Origin of the sequence: Shinella sp. BE166 (genome assembly GCF_051201095.1) — a bacterium.
Classification (GTDB): Bacteria; Pseudomonadota; Alphaproteobacteria; order Rhizobiales; family Rhizobiaceae; genus Shinella; species Shinella lacus.
This window is the reverse complement of sequence record NZ_JBPEHL010000004.1, coordinates 222,176-235,192: the sequence shown is the minus strand read 5'-3', so window position 1 is coordinate 235,192 and position 13,017 is coordinate 222,176. Positions and strand designations below refer to the sequence as shown.

The window sequence follows — 13,017 nt, the reverse complement described above, 5'->3', positions numbered from 1 at the left end:
CGGGCATCCGGCTTCTTTTAAGAGGAGGCCTTATCAAGCGCTTCCAGCTCGTCGATCAGCCCCTCGATCATCGACAGTCCCTTGCTCCAGAACGACGGATCGCTCGCATCGAGACCGAACGGCTTCAGCAGCTCCGAATGATGCTTGGTGCCGCCGGCCTTCAGCAGGTCGAAATACTTCGCCTGGAAGCCGGTGTCCGCTTGCTGGTAGACCGCATAGAGCGAGTTCACCAGGCAATCGCCGAAGGCATAGGCATAGACGTAGAAGGGCGAGTGGATGAAGTGGGGGATATAGGCCCAATAGGTCTCGTAGCCCTCGGAAATACGGATCGCCGGGCCGAGGCTTTCCTCCTGCACCGAAAGCCAGAGTTCGCCGATCTGGTCGGAGGTCAGTTCGCCTTCCTTGCGGGCAGTGTGCAGCTTGCGCTCGAATTCGTAAAACGCGATCTGGCGCACGACCGTGTTGATCATGTCCTCGACCTTCTGGGCGAGCATGGCCTTGCGCTCGCGCTGGTCCTTCGTCTTGTCGAGCAGGCTGCGGAAGGTCAGCATCTCGCCGAAGACGGAGGCGGTTTCGGCAAGCGTGAGCGGCGTCGACGCCATCAGCGCGCCCTGGCCGCCGGCCAGCACCTGGTGCACGCCGTGGCCGAGCTCATGGGCGAGCGTCATCACGTCGCGCGGCTTGCCCATATAATTGACGAGCACGTAGGGATGCGCGGAGGGCACCGTCGGGTGCGCGAAGGCGCCCGGCGCCTTGCCGGGGCGCACCGGTGCATCGATCCAGCCATGATCGAAGAAGCGTTTTGCGATATCGGCCATTTCCGGCGCAAACGCGCTGTAGGCGGAAAGCACGGTATCTCGCGCCTCGTCCCAGGAGATCGTCGCGTTCGATGTCTCAGGAAGCGGCGCATTGCGATCCCAGAACTGCATCTGCTCCATTCCGAGCCACTTCGCCTTCATCGCATAATAGCGGTGGGAGAGGCGCGGATAGGCTTCGCGAACGGCCGCGGCCAGCGCTGCGACCACCTCGGGCTCGACGCGGTTGGCCAGGTGCCGGCTGTCAGCGATGTCGGAAAAGCCGCGCCAGCGGTCGGAGATTTCCTTGTCCTTCGCGAGCGTGTTGGTGATCAGCGTGAAGGTGCGGATGTTCTCCTTGAAGGTCGCCGCGAGCGCCTGCGCCGCCTTGCGACGGGCCTCGCCGTCGGGCGACTGGAGCTGGTTGAGGGCGATCTCCAGCGGCACCTCTTCGCCGTCGATATCGTAGCGCAGCGAGGCCATGGTCTCGTCGAACAGGCGGTTCCAGGCGGCCGCGCCCGTCATCGATTTTTCGAGGAAAAGCTGCTCCGTCTTGTCGTCGAGCTGGTAGGGCTTGTCCTTGCGCAGGTCCTCGATCCAGGGACGGTAGTGTGCGGCAAGCGCATCCTTGTTAAGCGCCGCGTCGATGCGCTCGTCCGCTATCCTGTTGAGTTCAAGCGAGAAAAACAGGAGATGCGCGCCGAGATCGGTCAGCTTCGACTGGACGTCGCCGTAGAACTTGCCGTTCGCGGGATCGGTCGTGTTGGTGAAATAGGTGAGGCCGGCGAAGGAGACGATGCGGCCGAGCAGGTCTTCCAGCGCCTCGAATTCGCGCACGGCGGCACCGATGCCCTCGTCGCCCGTCTTCTCGGTCGCGGCGTCCAGCTTGCCCTTCCAGCGGTCCTCGAAGGCAAGCGAATCCGCCTCGGCCTTCTTCATGTCGGCCAGGAATTCCGGCGCGGTCGGCGCGGGGTAGAGATCGGTCAGATTCCAGCCGGGAAGGTCGCCCAGCTCGGCGGCAGCGGCGGCGTCGGCCGGCGCGAAGACGATGCGGGCTTCGGGGACATTACGGGTCATCTTCACTCTCTCTTCCAGGTGGTCGGATCGGTTGTCTTGCTTGCGTCGGCGTTGGTTAAAATGCAAGCCTTTCTCAAAACGGCATGTTCAACCCTTTCTGCCAAGGTCCGCTGGTGTTCAGTTCCCTTGGGCGTGCATGAGGCACGCCTCGAGGCAAGGAGGTTCCAGTGACGGCCCATATTCTTGTCATCGACGATGATCCTGTCCAGCGCAGGCTTTTGAAGAACATGATCGAGCGTTCCGGCCATGTCGCCCATATGGCGGAAAACGGTCGCGCCGGTCTCGATCTTCTCGATCGCAAGGGCGGTCTGATCAATGTGATCCTGCTCGACCTGATGATGCCGGAAATGAACGGCTCGGCCTTCCTCGAAGCGCTCGGGGAACGGGAGAACACGATACCCGTGATCGTGCAGACCGGGCAGGGCGGCATCGAAACCGTCGTCATGGCCATGCGGGCCGGCGCCTTCGATTTCGTGGTGAAACCCGTCTCGCCGGAGCGCCTCAATACGGCGGTCGGCAATGCCTTGAAGATGGACCAGCGCGAGGGCCGCGGCCGCGGCGGGCGCCGCAACCGCAGCGAAACCGTGCATTTCGACGACATCGTTTCGGCAAGCCCGGAAATGCTGCGCGTCATCGAGCTCGGCCGCCGCGCCGCGCAATCGAACATTCCCGTCGTGCTGGAAGGCGAATCGGGCGTCGGCAAGGAAATGGTGGCGCGTGCCATACAGGCGGCGAGCGAGCGGGCGCACAAGCCCTTCGTCACCGTCAACTGCGGCGCGATCCCGCACAATCTGGTTGAAAGCATCCTGTTCGGCCATGAGAAGGGCGCCTTCACCGGCGCCACGGAGCGCCATACCGGCAAGTTCATGGAGGCCGATGGCGGCACGCTGTTCCTCGACGAGATCGGCGACCTGCCGCTCGAAGTGCAGGTGAAGCTGCTGCGCGCCGTGCAGCAGGGCGAGATCGAGACGATCGGCGCGCGCTTCCCGCAGAAGGTCAATGTCCGCCTCATCTCGGCGACCAACCGCGACCTCATCAACGAGGTGCGCGAGGGCCGTTTCCGCGAGGACCTTTATTACCGCCTCAACGTCTTCCCGATCACTATTCCGGCGCTGCGCCGGCGCAAGGAGGACATTCCGGTTCTCGTGCGCGCCTTCGTGCAGCGTTTTGCAGGCGAGCAAAAGCTTGCCCGTCCGCTCGGCGTCTCGGCCGGTGCGATGGCGCTGCTGACGGCCTATGACTGGCCGGGCAACATCCGCCAGCTCGAAAACGCCATCTTCCGCGCCGTCGTGCTGTCGGAAGGGGCGGAGCTGAATGCGGCGGACTTCCCGCAGATCGCCGCACAGGTTCCGGGTTATGGCCTTGCCGAAGATGGCGCCGTGACCTGGGAGGCGGCGAACATCCGCACGCCGGAGCCCGCGTCGGAATCGCGCCTGCCGAGCGTCTACCCGGACTTCCGGCCGAACGAATCAGTGAGCGCCGATGCCGGCGCCGACACCGCCATTTCCAGCGTCGACAAGGGTGGCCATGTGCGCAAACTGGCCGAGGTGGAAGAGGAACTGATCCGCTTTGCCCTGAAGTTTTATCATGGCCAGATGAGCCAAGTTGCCCGAAAATTGGGCATTGGCCGCTCGACTCTCTATCGCAAACTGAAGGACTATGGCATCGACCCGGACAATCCGTTGAAAGAAGCTGCGTAAAAACCCTTGGAATCCCGGCCACTTGAGATTTCTTGATTGCCGTTTATTCCCTGTTAGTGGATTGTTCACTATAACGGGTGCGCGGTGATGAGTGTGGCGGATTTGCCATGCTCTCACCGCAATTGGCAGTCATCTGGGATAACGGACGTTCGTTGTCCTTCGGACGGGGAAAGAGTTGGCAAATTTGTTCGCATCGATGAAGCGCCCAGGGGCCACCCTGAGCAGCCTCTGCAAGAGAGTGTTGCACAAGCTGCCCAAGGCTTTGACCACGGCTGTCCTGTCGGCTGCCCTCATCCTGCCCACGGCCATTCCCGCGACGGTGCAGGCCGAGAGCGGCAATCGCACGCTCAAGCTCTATTTCATCCATACGAAGGAAAAGGCCGAGATCACCTTCAAGCGCAACGGGCGTTATGATGCGCGCGGCCTGAAGCAGCTCAGCCAGTTCCTGCGCGACTGGCGTCGCAACGAACCGACGAAGATGGACCCGCGTCTCTTCGACCTGGTTTGGGAAGTCTACCAGAAGGTCGGCGCCTCCGGTTACATCAACGTCGTCTCCGCCTATCGCTCGCCGGCAACGAACGGCATGCTGCGCTCGCGCTCCAAGGGCGTGGCCAAGAAGAGCCAGCACATGCTCGGCAAGGCGATGGACTTCTATATTCCGGGCGTCAAGCTCGCGACGCTGCGCGCCACCGCCATGAAATTCCAGGTCGGCGGCGTCGGCTACTATCCGACCTCCGGTTCGCCCTTCGTGCATCTTGACGTCGGCAGCGTGCGCGCCTGGCCGCGCATGAGCCGCCAGGAGCTGGTGCGCATCTTCCCGGATGGCAAGACCATGCACGTTCCGACCGATGGCAAGCCGCTGCCCGGCTACCAGCAGGCGGTCGCAGACTACAAGCGCCGTGTCGGCGCCAAGGAAATCCAGGTTGCCGGCGGCGGCTCGACGCCGACCGCGTCCAAGCGCAAGGGCGGCTTCCTTGCTGCCCTCTTCGGCGGCGGCGGCGACGAGGATGAAGAACCCGAAGCAATCGCCAGCGGCGAGGCCCTCGACGAAGGCGGCGCATCCGCCGGCGCGACGGCCAAGGCTGTCGAGGAGAAGAAGCCCGTCGTCACGGAAGCCGAGACGGAAGTGGCCTTCACCGCGCCCGTTCCGGGCAGCCGCCCCGCCTTCAAGACGGCCGAGACGACGAGCGAACTCGCTCTCGTAGCGCCGACGACGAGCGGCGCCGTTGCTGCCCTCGAAGCGGCCACGCCGGCCACGGTCGAGGAAGAACAGAAGCCTGAATTCGAGGACCTTGCCGCCTACAAGATCCCGCTTCCCGTCATGCTTGGTGCACGCACCGAGGCTGGCGATGCGGAACCGGGCACGGTCCTGACCGCAGAAGCGGCCACGGAAGCCACTGTCGAGGACGCCGAGGAACTGGCCATGGTGCCGGTGCCGGGCCTGCGTCCGGTCGCCGAGCTCGACCAGTCGCAAACGGCGCTGATGGCCGCGGCCGAAGCCGACGTGGCGCTGCCGGTAACGGCGGATCGTTCCGGCCTTGCAGCCCTTGCCGATCCGACGGCGGATGAATTCTCCGGCAATCCGGTCGAAATGGCGGCACTCGTCTCGACCAATAGCGGCAGCACGCGTTCGCTGGCCGGCCTCGATGCCTTCGACGGCAAGCCGGCGGAAGAAACGCAGACCAAGGGCGGCCGTCCGAAGAAGAAGGACGCCGATGCCGCGAGCCGTGGCGCGATCCGTACCGAGCCGAAGCTGACGCAGAAGATCATCTCGCAGTGGGCGCTGAGCCAGAGCCGCGTCGAGACGCTCTCCAAGCCCGTCAAGGCGCCGCGTTTCGTCAGCCGCAAGCTGCGCGCCGCACCGACGACCGTCTACATGGCCGGCTTCCAGCCGGAGGGCAAGTCGGTTGATGCAGGTCGCTTCAGTGGCACGGCGGTGAACTTCATGGAAGTCCGCAAGTTCGAGGGCAGCCAGAACTAGTCGGCGATACAGTCCCATCAAAAAAGCCCGCTGGAGCGATCCGGCGGGCTTTTTCTTTGGCTTTCAAAAACCTTATTCGGCGTCCGCGGGTGCCGCGATCATGCCGAGGGCCTGGAGGTAGGTGTCGAGGATCGCTTCCTGCTCCATGCGCTCGTCCTTGTCCTGCTTGCGGATCTGGATGACCTTGCGCAGGATCTTGGTGTCGAAGCCGGTGCCCTTGGCTTCGCCATAGACGTCCTTGATGTCGTCGGCGATGGTTTTCTTTTCTTCCTCGAGGCGCTCGATCCGCTCGATGAACGCGCGAAGCTGGTCGCGGGCGACGCCGTGGGCATCCGACATGATAATCTCCTTGGGTAGACTTTGAAATTCGAAGGTGCCGTGACTTGCCGCGAACTTTCGGCAAGATCAAGGCCTATCGCGCGGTCCCCACCCATTTTCGTCGGGGCTGTGGCCTCATTCCTTCGGGCGGTTGACCTCGAAGGCGGCCTTCTGCGTGTCGCTCGCCTCACGCTGGTGAAGCGCGCGCCATTCCTCGTAAGGCATGCCGTAGACGATTTCGCGCGACGCTTCCTTGTCGAGGGCGACGCCTGCCTCGTTGGCCGCCTCGCGATACCAGTTCGACAGGCAGTTGCGGCAGAAGCCGGCGAGGTTCATCAGGTCGATGTTCTGCACGTCGCTGCGCTCGTTGAGGTGTTTCAGCAGGCGCCGGAAGGCGGCCGCCTCGAATTCGGTCTGCTGGTCCTTGCTCAGGTCGGTCATCGTCTTGGCCTCAATAGGGTCCGGTGCGGGAGGGGAATATCTCGTATGTGTGTAGCGCCGGGTCCGCATTCAACCGGGCAAGGATGGGCGCGAGGCGTTCCACCCAGCTGGCGATGCCGGTTTCGCTGCCGATCTCGTCCTGGCGGATTTCGATCAGCGCATGCGCAATGCCGGGTTTCATGCAATGGCGGAACATGGTGTCGCCGCGCAGCGCCCCGTCATAGGGCTCGTTGTCACCCACCACGACGTCGCCCAGCGCCTCCAGCCCGGCGAGCAGCGGGCGCACGGCGCGATGGTCGGTGTCCCACAGCACGGTCACCTGCCAGGGCCGGGCGACGCCCTTCCAGGCCGGCGTGAAGGAATGCATGGAGATGACGAGCGGGGCCTTGCCGGTGCGCGCCGCCACTGCGCCGATCGTGCGGGACACGGCATCGTGATAGGGGCGGTGGAAGGCCTCCAGCCGGTATTGCCATTCTTCGGGCGTGATCGGGTGGTTGCCTGGAACGATCGCGCCGTCGGAAATCCGCATGACCAGCGTCGGGTCGTCCTCGCCGCGGTTGGGGTCGATCAGCAGGCGTGAAAAGCGGCTCATGACGACCGGTGCGTTCAGCCGGGTGTTGAGGCCGCGCACGACGCCTTCGACGCCGATGTCATAGGCGATGTGGCGCTGGAAGGCGCTGTCGGGCAGGCCGAGGCGGCCGTAGCGTTCGGGAAGGAGGTTCGTGGCGTGGTCCGCCAGGATGACCAGCCCGAGGCCGGTATCGCCGTCAATGATCTCGAAGGGGGGATGGTCCTGCATGATTTCAGCCGAATGTGCGCCGCCGATGCCGACTGATCGCACGGGGCGATGCGCCCCGCAAGGCTGGACGCCCGCGGTCGCCCGAATGATTACCCTTGTTGTCGTGAAAGTGTAATCGACCGCCGCATAGCTTCCCGTATCTAAAACGATGCAGGAAGCTGTGCGGCAGATTGAAATTTCGGCGGCGTCCTCCGGGCGTCATCGAATGACGCGCGGCGCAGTAGTGTTGCGTTGACATTCATGCCCCGCCGTCGCAAGAAAGCGCATATTCAAATCAACGGAGTTGCATCGGAAGCCGTGAGAGCCAAGAGCCACCGCCCGTTTTTCCCGAAAGCCCGCTGCCTTCTCCAGGCCGGCCTTTTCGTTTTCACGGGGTTCGCCGCCCTTTCCGCGCCGGATGAGGCGAAGGCCGATTTCCGCGTTTGCAACGGCACGCAGAACCTTGTCGGCGTCGCCATCGGTTACCGCGCCAAGGAAGGCTGGATGACCGAAGGCTGGTGGCAGGTTCCTGCCACGACCTGCGCCACGCTGATCGAGGGCGAGTTGCAGTCGCGCTACTATTACCTCTATGCCGAAGACGCCGCCCGCGGCGGCCGCTGGACCGGCGACGTCAACATGTGCGTTGCCGAAAACGAGTTCAAGATCACCGGTGTGCAGGATTGCTTCGCTCGCGGTTTCCAGCGCATGGGCTTCAAGGAATATGACACGGGCCGACAGGGGAGCTGGATGGTGCAGCTCTCAGATACGCCAGGGACCCAGGAAAGCCAGAACTGATGAGACGGAACAGAAAAGTCAAAATCCTCGCGACGCTCGGACCTGCTTCGTCCGACGAGCAGATGATCCAGAAGCTGCATGAGGCGGGAGCCGATCTGTTCCGCATCAATATGAGCCATGCCAGCCATGACGTGATGCGCACGCTGATCAGCCGCATCCGCGCCGTCGAAGCCCGTTGCGGGCGCCCGATCGGCATTCTCGCCGACCTGCAGGGTCCCAAGCTGCGCGTCGGAAAGTTTGCCAACGGCTCGGAAGAACTGAAGCCCGGCCAGACCTTTACGCTCGACAACAAGGACGTGCCCGGCGACAACGCACGCGTCTTCCTGCCGCATCCGGAAATCCTCGAATCGGTCAAGGCCGGCGACCGCCTGCTGATCGACGACGGCAAGCTGCATCTGCGCGCCGAATCCGCCGACGGCAAGGCGATCGTCTGCACCGTCGTTTCCGGCACCAAGATCTCCGACCGCAAGGGCGTCAGCCTGCCCGATACGCTGCTCGCCGTCGGCGTGCTGACCGAGAAGGACCGTGTCGACCTCGATGCGGTGCTCGCGACCGGCAGCGTCGACTGGGTAGCCCTTTCCTTCGTCCAGCGTCCCGAGGACCTGGCCGAAGTGCGCAAGATCGCGCGTGGCCGCGTCGGCATCATGTCGAAGATCGAAAAGCCGCAGGCGATCGAACGCATCGAGGAGATCATCGAGCTTTCCGACGCGCTCATGGTGGCGCGCGGCGACCTCGGCGTGGAAATGCCGCTGGAAGCCGTTCCGGGCATCCAGAAGCAGCTCATCCGCGCCTGCCGCCGCCAGGGCAAGCCGGTCGTCGTTGCGACGCAGATGCTGGAATCGATGATCTCCGCCCCGGTGCCGACGCGCGCCGAAGTGTCCGACGTCGCGACCGCCGTCTTCGAAGGTGCCGACGCCATCATGCTGTCGGCCGAATCCGCCTCCGGCGCCTATCCGGTCGAGGCCGTCTCCACCATGGCGTCCATCGCCAGCACGGTCGAACGAGACCCGCACTATCCGGGCATCATCTATGCCCAGCGCTCGACGCCGGAAGCGACCGGTGCGGACGCCATCTCGCTCGCTGCACGCCAGATCGCCGAGACGCTGAAGCTGTCGGCCATCGTCTGTTACACCTCGTCGGGCACGACGGGCCTGCGCGCCGCGCGCGAACGGCCGGAAGTGCCGGTGCTAGCGCTGTCGCCGGTCATCGAGACGGCGCGCCGCCTCTCGGTCGTCTGGGGCCTGCACTGCGTCGTCACGGGTGACGCGGAAGACCTGGACGACATGGTCAACCGCGCCTGCCGCATCGTCGTGACCGAAGAGTTCGGCAAGCCGGGGGACCGCATCATCATCTCGGCCGGCGTGCCGCTGCGCACGCCCGGCGCGACCAACATGCTGCGCATCGCCTATATCGGCGCGGACGGCGTCAGCGGCGTCTGATCCGGGCTCTTCTGTCTACGCAATTCCGGACGGAAAACCGCTCCACACTTTTCCTGGAATTGCTTTACTCCTGATGATCCTTTGCAAGGCGGGCTTCGGCCCGCCTTGCTGATTCTTGCAGGTCGCGGTCGCTACCGGCTATCTTTTCCAGCGCCTCTATGGCGAGGTCTGTCACCACATAATCCGGCTTGTGGCCGAGATTGCGGATCCAGACGAGCTCCGACCCCGCTATGTCGCGCGCCAGCCCGCGCGAGTGGATTTCCTCATAGACGACGCCATCCGTATCGCCGGTGACGATGACCGTCGGCGTGCGGATCTCCGCATAGTGCGGTTGCACGCGGCGGACGTATTCCAGGAGATTGGCGACGTCGGTGGCGTTGTTGCGGAAGGCGGCGGGGCGCAGCACGAGGGCAGGGGCCGTCGCCTCCATGTAGTCGTCCGGGCGGGCATTCGGCGCGAAGACGAAGCGCGTGCCGCTGTCGATGCGAGAGAGGCCGGCGGGCAGCGCGACGAGGCGGGTGAAGAGCCAGCCGACGACCGGCATCTTCGCAAGGTCATAGTACCAGTCGACGCCGCCGGGCCAGGGATGGGTCGCAGGCGCGAGGAAGAGCAGGCCAGCCGTCTTGTCTGGATGTTCCAGCGCGAAGCTCGCGGCGATGGCGCCGCCGAAGGAATGGCCGACGATGATCGCCTTGGCGATGCCGCGTTTTTCCATCAGCCGGGCGATGGCGTGGGCCTGGCCGTCCGGCCAGGCATTTTCCGGCCCGCCGCGCTCGGAATAGCCGTGGCCCGGCCGGTCGAGGAAGAGCAGGTCGGCGCGGCCTTCGAGCTTTGCCCGGAAGGCATGCATCTGGTCGCGCAGGTTGCCGCTGGCGCCATGGATAAAGACGATCGGCGGCAGGTCAGCCTTGTCGCCGGCGGGCACGAAGACGCTGTTCAGCCGCAGGCCGCCGACATCGATCAGTTCACCGACATTGGGAAATTGCCGCTCTATCGCCCGCGCCTTCCATGCCGTGAAGGCATAGAGGGCGAACGCGAGGACGACGGGGGCGGTGAGGATGGCAAGCAGCATGAGGCGGAAAGGGGAGGGCAAGGAAGGGTCCGGTTTTCCTGTCAGATAGCCGATCTACGCAACCGGCGCCATGCCGGTTCACTTGCCGGGATTTCACTTGCCAAAACTATGTGCGCTGGCCGGTCAGCTTTTCCGCGAGGTCGCCCATTTCCTTCTGTGCTTGCCGCTCGGTCGGGTAGACCTCCAGGAAGCGTTCCCAGGCCTTCATCGCCATCTCGTCGCGGCCGGTCTGCGCCATGATCGCCGCCATGCCGGCGAGCGCGCCGAAATGCCGGGGCTCGATGGCGAGCACGCGGTTTATGTCCGACATCGACTTGCGGTAGTTGCCGAGTTTGAAATGCAGTGTCGCGCGGCGGTTCCAGCCCTCGACATAATCCGGCTTCAGGCGAATCGCTTCATCAAGGAAATCGAACGCGGCGGCGTTCTTTTCCTCCGAGATGGCCTTGTCGGCCCATTGGATGAGGAGGTTGATGCTGGCGCTGCCGGAATCCTGCCATTCCCGGCGGATCTGGTCGGCGATGCCGCGCGCGGCATCGGGATTTCCCTCATGCTTCAACTCGTCGAAGAGTTTTTCGAGCCGCTGGGCGTGCGTCGTGAACGCACCGGAGGCGGCGCCGGTGGAGGCCTTGTCCACCGTCTGCGCTAGCGCGACGGTCGGCGGCGAGCCGGCAAGGGCGAGGGAAAGGCAGATTGTGGCAAGCATGAAAAAGCGCATGGCGGTCATGGTAGACCGCCATCGCCGAACTTCAAATCAATATTTCTCGATCATCACACCCAAGGGGTGGCGACCGGCGCCGTATCAGCCCTGACGAGCCTTGAAGCGCGGGTTCTGCTTGTTGATGATGTAGATGCGGCCCTTACGGCGAACAAGGCGGTTTTCGCGGTGGCGAGCCTTGAGCGACTTGAGCGAATTCTTGATCTTCATTTTTCTGATCCGCATATTGCAGGGCGACACGAGTTCGCCGGATTTCTTCAATCAAAAACGCGCCGTTTCGGGCGCGCTTTCGGGTTGGCAGGCATGTACCCCGTCACATTTCCGCTGTCAACCATCGAGGCCGGTTTTCCAACCGCCGCGACGGCGTTTCAGTCGAGAATCTGCGTGATATGCCCCATCTTGCGGCCCGGACGTGCTTCCGTCTTGCCGTAGAGATGCACGAGAACGCCCGGCCGCGCGAGCCAGGCGGGAACGTCGTTGATGTCGTCGCCGATGAGATTCTGCATCACGCAATCCGAATGGCGGCGGGGATCGCCCAGCACATGGCCGGCCACGGCGCGGATATGCTGCTCGAACTGCGAGACGATGCAGGCCGCCTCCGTCCAGTGGCCGGAATTGTGCACGCGGGGCGCGATCTCGTTGGCGACGAGCCCGCCATCGGGCAGCACGAAGAACTCGACGCCGATGACGCCGACATAGCCGAGCTGGTCGAGTATGGCACGCGCCGCCTTGCGGGCCTGGTCGGCCGTCGCCTCGTTGACGCCGGCGGGCAGGGTGGAGGTGTGCAGGATGCCGTTCAGGTGGATATTTTCCGCCGGATCGTAGCAGGCGATGGTGCCGTCGCGGTCGCGCGCGGCGATGATCGAGATCTCGCGCTCGAAGGGCACGAGGCTTTCAAGGATCAGCGGCACGCCGCCGAGCGCCTCGAACGTGCCCTCGCGGCTTTCGGCCGGCGAGCGGAACATGCGCTGCCCCTTGCCGTCATAGCCCAGGCGGCGGGTTTTCAGCACGCCGACGCCGCCGAAGCGGTCGAGCGCGGCTTCGAGGTCTGCCTGGCTGTCGACGGCGGCGAAATCGGCGGTGACGATGCCGCAATCGCGGATGAAAGTTTTTTCGACGAGCCGGTCCTGCGAGACTTCCAGCGCGCGCGGCGGCGGATAGACCGGAACGGTTTTCGCCAGCGCCTCGGCGGAGGAGACGGGCACGTTCTCGAATTCGTAGGTCACGACGTCGCAGACCCGGGCGAGTTCGGCAAGCGCATCCGGGTCGTCATAGGCCGCGACGATCTGGGCGTTGGCGACCTGTGCGGCCGGACAATCGGCCTGCGGTTCGAGGATGACGGTGCGCAGGTTGAGGCGCGCGGCGGCCATGGCGAGCATGCGGCCGAGCTGGCCGCCGCCGATGATGCCGATCGTGCGAACGCTCATAGCGGGCCGTCCACGGGATATTCGGCAACCGCGTTGGACTGGTTCTCGCGCCATTCGTCGAGCCGGTGGGCGAGTTCGGGATCGCTCAGCGCCAGCACGGCGGCGGCGAGCAGCGCGGCATTGACCGCGCCCGCCTTGCCGATCGCCAGCGTCCCGACCGGAATGCCGGCCGGCATCTGCACGATGGAGAGCAGGCTATCCTGGCCGGAGAGCGCCTTGGACTGGACCGGCACGCCGAAGACCGGCAGCGGCGTCATGGCGGCCGCCATGCCGGGCAGGTGCGCCGCACCGCCGGCGCCGGCGATGATGATCTTGAAGCCTTCCGCCTTCGCGCCCCGCGCAAAACTGTAGAGCCGGTCCGGCGTGCGGTGCGCCGAAATGATGCGTGCCTCGTAATCGACGCCAAGCGCATCGAGCGTATCGGCGGCATTCTTCATTGTTTCCCAGTCGGACTGGCTACCCATGATGATGGCGACGGGG

At 64.4% G+C, this 13,017-nt stretch carries 13 protein-coding genes; 4 read left to right on the top strand and 9 right to left on the bottom strand.

Annotation, left to right across the window (positions count from 1 at the left end):
* Positions 1-17 precede the first annotated feature (17 nt).
* Positions 18-1,871, bottom strand: a complete 1,854-nt coding sequence (locus tag J2Y63_RS11790) for a M3 family oligoendopeptidase (protein ID WP_435266210.1) — start codon at positions 1,869-1,871, stop codon at positions 18-20.
* A 167-nt stretch (positions 1,872-2,038) separates the two neighbouring features.
* Here J2Y63_RS11790 and J2Y63_RS11785 point away from each other — a divergent pair, with 167 nt between their 5' ends.
* Positions 2,039-3,571, top strand: a complete 1,533-nt coding sequence (locus tag J2Y63_RS11785; RefSeq protein ID WP_256120949.1) for a sigma-54-dependent transcriptional regulator — start codon at positions 2,039-2,041, stop codon at positions 3,569-3,571.
* Between the two features lie 196 nt (positions 3,572-3,767).
* A complete protein-coding gene (locus J2Y63_RS11780) occupies positions 3,768-5,552 on the top strand; it encodes a DUF882 domain-containing protein (RefSeq protein ID WP_435266560.1) in 1,785 nt (594 codons plus the stop codon).
* Positions 5,553-5,624: 72 nt separating this feature from the next.
* On the opposite strand, the gene J2Y63_RS11775 is transcribed toward J2Y63_RS11780, so the two are convergent.
* The 3 genes from J2Y63_RS11775 to J2Y63_RS11765 form a co-directional block, all read right to left on the bottom strand.
* Entirely contained in the window at positions 5,625-5,891 is a 267-nt protein-coding gene (locus J2Y63_RS11775; RefSeq protein WP_256120950.1) for a DUF2312 domain-containing protein, read from the bottom strand.
* A gap of 114 nt (positions 5,892-6,005) precedes the next feature.
* Entirely contained in the window at positions 6,006-6,311 is a 306-nt protein-coding gene (locus tag J2Y63_RS11770; protein WP_256120951.1) for a DUF1244 domain-containing protein, read from the bottom strand.
* A 10-nt stretch (positions 6,312-6,321) separates the two neighbouring features.
* Positions 6,322-7,110, bottom strand: coding sequence for an N-formylglutamate amidohydrolase (locus J2Y63_RS11765; RefSeq protein ID WP_435266209.1), 789 nt, complete (start codon positions 7,108-7,110; stop codon positions 6,322-6,324).
* Between the two features lie 297 nt (positions 7,111-7,407).
* Between J2Y63_RS11765 and J2Y63_RS11760 the strand changes: the two genes are divergently transcribed.
* Together J2Y63_RS11760 and pyk are read left to right on the top strand one after the other, a co-directional pair.
* Positions 7,408-7,884 carry a DUF1036 domain-containing protein gene (locus tag J2Y63_RS11760; RefSeq protein ID WP_413818683.1) on the top strand — a complete coding sequence of 159 codons (477 nt, stop codon included), beginning with the start codon at positions 7,408-7,410 and terminating at the stop codon, positions 7,882-7,884.
* Positions 7,884-9,323 (top strand): pyruvate kinase, encoded by a 1,440-nt coding sequence (gene pyk, locus J2Y63_RS11755; protein WP_256120953.1) that lies wholly within the window; start codon positions 7,884-7,886, stop codon positions 9,321-9,323. The genes J2Y63_RS11760 and pyk overlap by 1 nt, the downstream gene beginning before the upstream one ends.
* Positions 9,324-9,387: 64 nt before the next feature.
* Here pyk and J2Y63_RS11750 read toward each other — a convergent pair whose 3' ends face one another.
* The 5 genes from J2Y63_RS11750 to purE form a co-directional block, all read right to left on the bottom strand.
* Positions 9,388-10,392 carry an alpha/beta fold hydrolase gene (locus J2Y63_RS11750; protein WP_435266559.1) on the bottom strand — a complete coding sequence of 335 codons (1,005 nt, stop codon included), beginning with the start codon at positions 10,390-10,392 and terminating at the stop codon, positions 9,388-9,390.
* A gap of 109 nt (positions 10,393-10,501) precedes the next feature.
* On the bottom strand, positions 10,502-11,119 hold the full coding sequence (locus J2Y63_RS11745; protein ID WP_435266208.1) for a hypothetical protein: 618 nt from the start codon (positions 11,117-11,119) through the stop codon (positions 10,502-10,504).
* Between the two features lie 75 nt (positions 11,120-11,194).
* Positions 11,195-11,320, bottom strand: coding sequence for a type B 50S ribosomal protein L36 (gene ykgO, locus J2Y63_RS11740; RefSeq protein ID WP_024271182.1), 126 nt, complete (start codon positions 11,318-11,320; stop codon positions 11,195-11,197).
* Between the two features lie 158 nt (positions 11,321-11,478).
* Positions 11,479-12,537, bottom strand: coding sequence for a 5-(carboxyamino)imidazole ribonucleotide synthase (locus J2Y63_RS11735; RefSeq protein ID WP_435266207.1), 1,059 nt, complete (start codon positions 12,535-12,537; stop codon positions 11,479-11,481).
* Positions 12,534-13,001 carry a 5-(carboxyamino)imidazole ribonucleotide mutase gene (gene purE / locus J2Y63_RS11730; RefSeq protein WP_256121020.1) on the bottom strand — a complete coding sequence of 156 codons (468 nt, stop codon included), beginning with the start codon at positions 12,999-13,001 and terminating at the stop codon, positions 12,534-12,536. The genes J2Y63_RS11735 and purE overlap by 4 nt, the downstream gene beginning before the upstream one ends.
* Positions 13,002-13,017 lie beyond the last annotated feature (16 nt).

Coding starts and splice junctions, on each gene's coding strand:
- J2Y63_RS11790 (WP_435266210.1), bottom strand. CDS start 1,871: ATGACCCGTAATGTCCCCGAAGCCCGCATCGTCTTCGCGCCGGCCGAC.
- pyk (WP_256120953.1), top strand. CDS start 7,884: ATGAGACGGAACAGAAAAGTCAAAATCCTCGCGACGCTCGGACCTGCT.
- purE (WP_256121020.1), bottom strand. CDS start 13,001: ATGGGTAGCCAGTCCGACTGGGAAACAATGAAGAATGCCGCCGATACG.
- J2Y63_RS11735 (WP_435266207.1), bottom strand. CDS start 12,537: ATGAGCGTTCGCACGATCGGCATCATCGGCGGCGGCCAGCTCGGCCGC.
- J2Y63_RS11775 (WP_256120950.1), bottom strand. CDS start 5,891: ATGTCGGATGCCCACGGCGTCGCCCGCGACCAGCTTCGCGCGTTCATC.
- J2Y63_RS11770 (WP_256120951.1), bottom strand. CDS start 6,311: ATGACCGACCTGAGCAAGGACCAGCAGACCGAATTCGAGGCGGCCGCC.
- ykgO (WP_024271182.1), bottom strand. CDS start 11,320: ATGAAGATCAAGAATTCGCTCAAGTCGCTCAAGGCTCGCCACCGCGAA.
- J2Y63_RS11765 (WP_435266209.1), bottom strand. CDS start 7,110: ATGCAGGACCATCCCCCCTTCGAGATCATTGACGGCGATACCGGCCTC.
- J2Y63_RS11745 (WP_435266208.1), bottom strand. CDS start 11,119: ATGACCGCCATGCGCTTTTTCATGCTTGCCACAATCTGCCTTTCCCTC.
- J2Y63_RS11780 (WP_435266560.1), top strand. CDS start 3,768: ATGAAGCGCCCAGGGGCCACCCTGAGCAGCCTCTGCAAGAGAGTGTTG.